The sequence below is a fragment of the Chamaesiphon sp. VAR_48_metabat_403 genome, assembly GCF_031422475.1.
GTDB lineage: Bacteria > Cyanobacteriota > Cyanobacteriia > Cyanobacteriales > Chamaesiphonaceae > Chamaesiphon.
In genome coordinates this window covers 1-4,441 of the sequence record NZ_JANPLS010000261.1, presented here as the reverse complement: position 1 = coordinate 4,441, position 4,441 = coordinate 1, and the positions used below count along the sequence as shown (strand labels likewise).

General features: G+C 35.0%; 1 protein-coding gene and 1 pseudogene. Both read right to left on the bottom strand.

Annotated features, from left to right (window positions below; genetic code table 11):
• The coding region (locus RMO79_RS12075) for a helicase-related protein (RefSeq protein WP_310483410.1) at positions 1-3,026 on the bottom strand (3,026 nt) is incomplete at its 3' end.
• A pseudogene (locus RMO79_RS12070) lies at positions 3,014-4,441 on the bottom strand (hypothetical protein); the annotation flags it as partial. The pseudogene RMO79_RS12070 and the gene RMO79_RS12075, both read right to left, overlap by 13 nt.

Genomic DNA, 4,441 nt, shown 5'->3' with positions numbered 1-4,441 from the left:
TTTAAGAATTGATTGGTTAATGACTCGCGTAGATCGAGATAAGAGCTACCTTGTAATTCAGTTCGGTCGGAAGGATAGCTCAACACTATTTCTGCCGAACTAAGCAACTGCTCTAAATTCAGATAAACTGTCTGCAATAGATTATCATTAGGTCGTTTATTATATTCTTTTTTGAGATTTCTAATCAATGTATGCATTTTGTCGCTGAAGGTTTGACCAGCAGCCAAAACTGATTTTCCACCAATAGGTACCATGAGAAAGTGGTCGTGTCCGATTTGACCAGAGCCAACAATCCTAGTCATGATTGAGGTTTTTAAAATTACTAAAATGTTTAGTAAACTCAGAACACTTTCTTGTAAAGTTAGCTTTGGCTCATCATTATAATAAATTGCTTGTTCGGACAGATAGAAAATCAACTGTTTATCTTCTCCATCTATTTTTATATCTCCGCGACCTCTGTAAATCACCTGAATGACTTCCATTAAGTTTTTCTCAATTTCAAATCGAGGGATATCAACTAAAATGTGTTTGGCTTGGGGAAAAGATAATCCTCTACTGGCAGAAGCCGTCATAAAAACTACTTTAACCGAATCTTTATATTGATAAATATTCAGCTTATCTTGTTCGGAGAGACTAGCATGAATTTCCAAGTAATCTTGATATTTATCAAATCTATTTTTGTTCTGCTTGATACTTTCAATTAAAGTGGCTAGCCTACTTTTATCTTGAACATAAACTATAATTTGAGAAGATTGAAGAGACAATAATTCGATTACATCCTCGGCAATCCGGTCTTGAACTTTATTGGTCAGGTCTGATTTCTTCGTTGAATAAGCCTTATCATTAAATTTTCTCTTTTCGATGAAGACACGATATTTTATTTCCAAACTTTTAGCTGGATAGGAATTAGCATTGATAATAATAGATGGTAATCCCTTGAAAGTGAATGACTTGTAAGATAATGGTAGAGGATATTTATTTACTTTTCTGAAAAATATTTTATTTGGTTCTGGGGTTGTTTCAGATAGATGTTGAGTAATGACCTGTGGATCGACAATTGAAGCATCAGCAACGATAATTTTAGTATTGAAACCAGAATTAGTGTTGGTTAAACCATACTTTTTCAATAGGTTACTGACTCCGTTTAAGAAATCAACTCCACTTTCATCGCCAGTGATTTCATCGAGCATAATAAATACATGCTCGATCCTACCCGCTAGTTCGGCTCGTTTTTTCTCGATTACTTTTCCCGCTTTTTCGTTGTAGATATCTTTAAATATTTTCTCAAGATGAACTAATGTGTCCCGTCCATTGTGAGTCTTCTTGAGGGACTGAATTGAAGCAGTGGCAACGATATTATTTGATATTTGGCGATTAATGACTGTGTGAATGGCTTCAGAAATACTATCTAGGACACCCCGATTTCTTTGCCCAATGTCTTCAATTCGGTCTTCTGTTATTCTTTTGAGACTATTTAAGGATGCTGTTGGAGAAGTTAATTCACTACGTCGATCGATAAAATGAACTGACTGTTCTTGAAAATTTCCATTACGGAGGTTGGATAAATAATTAACCGTACATTGCCCACCATGATTTTTTATTAGATTTGCATTAGTGTCGAGCGTGATAATTCTGTCATCACCCAGTAGTTTTGTGCTAGGAATTGTCAATTTTTCAATAATATCTAAGTTAACCTGATTGCGAGGGCTAACATAAAAGAATAAAAATCCTTCAGCTAAACAATCTTGACTTTTGAGAAACTCTGTAATTGCGGTTGTCTTACCAATTCCTGGATTTCCAGTTAAAAACACATAGGTAGCATCCGAGCCTAATGCTTTTTTAATTAATTCGGCATGAGCATCTCTGAGATTTAAATTAGAGTCTAGTTGTAGTTCTGTGGCAATTGCTGGAGGAATAATATCTATTGAATTCTGAAAGTCTTCGATCTTCTCTTGCAGTGTAATCTCGCTAATCCCATCAGCAGAAATATCTAACAATCCATCGATAAATTCTCGACCTCCCTGATGGAAGCTTTTAACAGCCCTTCGTTTAATGATGTTTAAAATTTCTTGACGTGATTCTGGGATACTTAAATCCGCTCTCTCATTTTTATAGATTTTATAGCAAGTTTCCAAAGTATGTAAATTTTCCCGATTGAGAGACATCGAGCTAATCCCACGATCGCTGTAACCAATAACATTAACAGTCAGTGGAACTTCACTAGATATTATCTCTTGTTCTGTGATGAATTTGAGGAAACTATGAGCATAGCTTCCTGCTTGAATCATTTTAACGCTTTCTTTATCTTTTCTTTTGAATGCGGTGTAATAACGCGCTAAACTCTCAGATATATCGAAACTTGAATTCTTGGTATCTAAACTTAAATTAGCGAAAACACTTTTAGATTTTAGATAACTAATTTCACTTAGCAAAAGGCTACGGAGAACCTCAACATTCTCTACATCTACCAAGTCTCGAATCGACTTGATTGAAAAAATAGAATAGTCTATACACAGAAGCTTCAATTCTTTGGGGGAACGAATCAAAATTAGAGTATCTGCACGGAGAAATTCACCTTTACTTGTATATTTTTGATAATCTATATTTGGCTTATTAAACTGAGAGAGTAATTCTATAAATCCTGCTTGTTCACCTTTAGGATAAGTTCCGATACTATTATCATCAGCAAAACTACACTGATAGTAGAGTATTTCTGTGCGTTTAAGATGATGTTTACTCCAACCAGTAGCTTCAAAATACTCACCAAGAAAATTCAATCCAGCTAGGAAGCCTTTTTGGAAGAAAAATGTACTCCACTTCTCAACGATTTGTCTATGTTGTTGGCTAATTACTTTTTCCTTGTCAGCCAATCGTCTGAGCATTTTGGAAAAACTCACCTGCTGCAAATCTTGACGATATAAGCTGCCAAAGTTATGAGCGATCTGATTTTGCTCGATATAGGCAAGTATTCCCACATTGAAACCGACTTCAAACAGCCGACCTAAATCCTGTCCTAACTCTGACATTCTTCTACATCCTCGCTTTCCGGTTGGACATTCAAAGCTCTTCTGACTTCAGTTAAAAATGACAACAAATTAAATTTAACTCCACTTTTCATGTGCGTGAATATCGATCTACATCCAACCGAATCATCGCCAATAATATTTTGATAAGGATTAAGTTTAAGATTGACTTTTTTACTAGGTGATTCGTAACGAGAGAAGTGGAATAGAGTTAGATACTGCAAGATGTCTCGCTTGAGATCGCCATCATCAATTAGACCTAAATGAATATCCTTATCGTCGAGGATATTATCATAAACATTTAATAAAGTCGAATAAGACATGACTCCATTATAATAACGTTCTCCACCAGGGACAGTTATGCCATTAAACAAATTAAAAAATACCACCGACTTTTTGCTGGGGTCTTTAACTATCTCTGTGAGTTCTGCTATATCTTGAATATAAAGGGAGTCAATCTCAGGTTTGCCTATTTTAAGGACAGAGTATCGATCGAAAAAAACTGGATAAATCTTCATGTCTTCTTTGTTACCTCTGACCGATTTTACCAGCTCCTTAGACATAAAGAATAACTCTTTGTCTTGCTCAGTATTAATCATATTTAAAGTACTAGAGTATGGAGACTTAGCAATATACAAAAAGTGTCTATACCCGTGTTGATAAAGTAGATTAAATTTATCGAGCAAACAATCTGGATGACTGTAGATATCTTGACTTCCATAATTACCAGAAAAAGTACCATAGCTTTGTAGTCTAATACTATTATCTTTTTCTTGGTGTTGGATGGCGATCGCTTCTCCCATTAAGTTAGTAATTTTGTAGTCTCCCTTTTTACTTCGGTCGCTTTCTCGACTAGAGACGATGACAATCGCCAACTTCTCTATTTTCCTAGCTTCGACAGGATCGTCGAATTTAAACTTCTTAGGTAAAATACAGTATAGAGAACTCAATCCATTCTTGATTTTAAAAGAGGAGGTATTTCCAATTTTAAATCCTTGAGAATTAGAACGATTCTTTTCATTGAGAAGATGGGACAAAACTAAAAACAGAGAGCGTATAAACTCCTCTTCAGGAGAGGGGTTATCCTTGCCCGTCAAATGAAGTCTTAATATAGGAATAAATATTCCTTTTTTGCTCGATTCAAATAAAATTTGAAGTGAAATATATGCCAGTAGAGCAAAAGTAATTTTATAGGTAAAGGCTTCAGGAGATTCTATATTCTTGAAATGATTATTCAACAATCGCTCGCGATTATATAAAAACCCCAAAATATTGTATTTCCCTAGATTATCTCCTTCATAAATCGCACTGCATTTTTGATTTTCTGGAGACACAACAATAGGAATAGTAGAAATGCTACTTACGTCATCATACTCCATACTAAAAGTTTGGCTGTCTTTAGTAGCAAAGTATTGGAT